This is a genomic window from Pseudomonas sp. TNT3, assembly GCF_010095445.2.
Classification (GTDB): Bacteria; Pseudomonadota; Gammaproteobacteria; order Pseudomonadales; family Pseudomonadaceae; genus Aquipseudomonas.
Genome location: NZ_WFGV02000135.1, coordinates 1 through 1,150 on the forward strand (window position 1 = coordinate 1; position 1,150 = coordinate 1,150).

1 pseudogene is annotated in these 1,150 nt (G+C 59.4%); it reads left to right on the forward strand.

From position 1 onward, the window contains the following. Window positions 1-1,150 (forward strand): annotated as a pseudogene (locus GBC55_RS29730) (type IV secretion protein Rhs); the annotation flags it as partial.

Genomic DNA, 1,150 nt, shown 5'->3' on the forward strand with positions numbered 1-1,150 from the left:
TGGGAAACCATCGCAGACCAACCTCGAGTGGTGGAACACTGGACCAGCGATGGCGAGCACTTCCATTTCCGTTACGACATAGCTGCCCGCACCACGTGGATCACCGATGTACTCGGGCGCGAAGCTGAGCTTCATTACAACAGCGATAACCGCGTCACCTCGAGCCGCGACTTCGGTGGCGAACACTACGTTATAGAGATTGACGACACCGGCAACATGACCGGCCTCATATTGCCCGATGGCAATACCGTCAAGCTCAAGTACGACGAATACGCTCGGCTGGTCGAAGAAACCGATCCGCTCGGGCGCAAGATCAAATACCAGCACCACCACCTGACCACCCTGGTCACGCAGGTTGATTACCCTGACGGCAGCACCTGGAAAGCACGCTACGACGCCAAGGGCAACCTCATCGCCGAAGTCGATGCGCTGGGCAACAAGACCGAATACCTCAACAGCGATGACGGCCTGCCGCACACCATCATCGACGCCACACACAAGTCCAAATACCTGTGGTGGAACACCCTGGCTCAGGTCGAACGTTTCCAGGATTGCTCGGGCAAAAACACCCGGTACCGTTTCGACGAACGCCATCACCTCGTCGCCGTCACCGATGCCCTGAACCAGACCACCACTCTGGAACGCAAACCCGACGGCGAAGTGCTGCGCATCCAGCACCCGGACGGCAGCGCCGAGTCCTTCACCTACAACGCCCTCGGCCAGGTCCTGACGCACACCGACGGCAAAGGCCAGACCACGCGTCTATTGCGCACTGCTCGCGGTTTGCCAAGCAGCCGACAGGACGCCAAAGGCCAGCGCATCCGCTACGAATACGACCAGGCCATTCGCCTGACCGCGCTGGTCAACGAAAACAATGCGGCCTACCAGTTTGCCTACGACGCGTCCGATCGGCTGATCGAAGAAAAACGCATCGACAACCTGACCCGCCAGTTCAGCTACAACCTCGGCGGGCACCTGACGCAAGTCAACGAAATCGGCTACGGCGAACGCGCCGAACGACCACAACGACAGACCGAATTTGAACGCGATTCCATCGGCCGACTGCTGGCCAAACTCAATGCCGATGCCCGTCAGGATTACACCTACGATGACGCAGACCGCTTGCTCACCATCGAGCGCCTGCCTACCG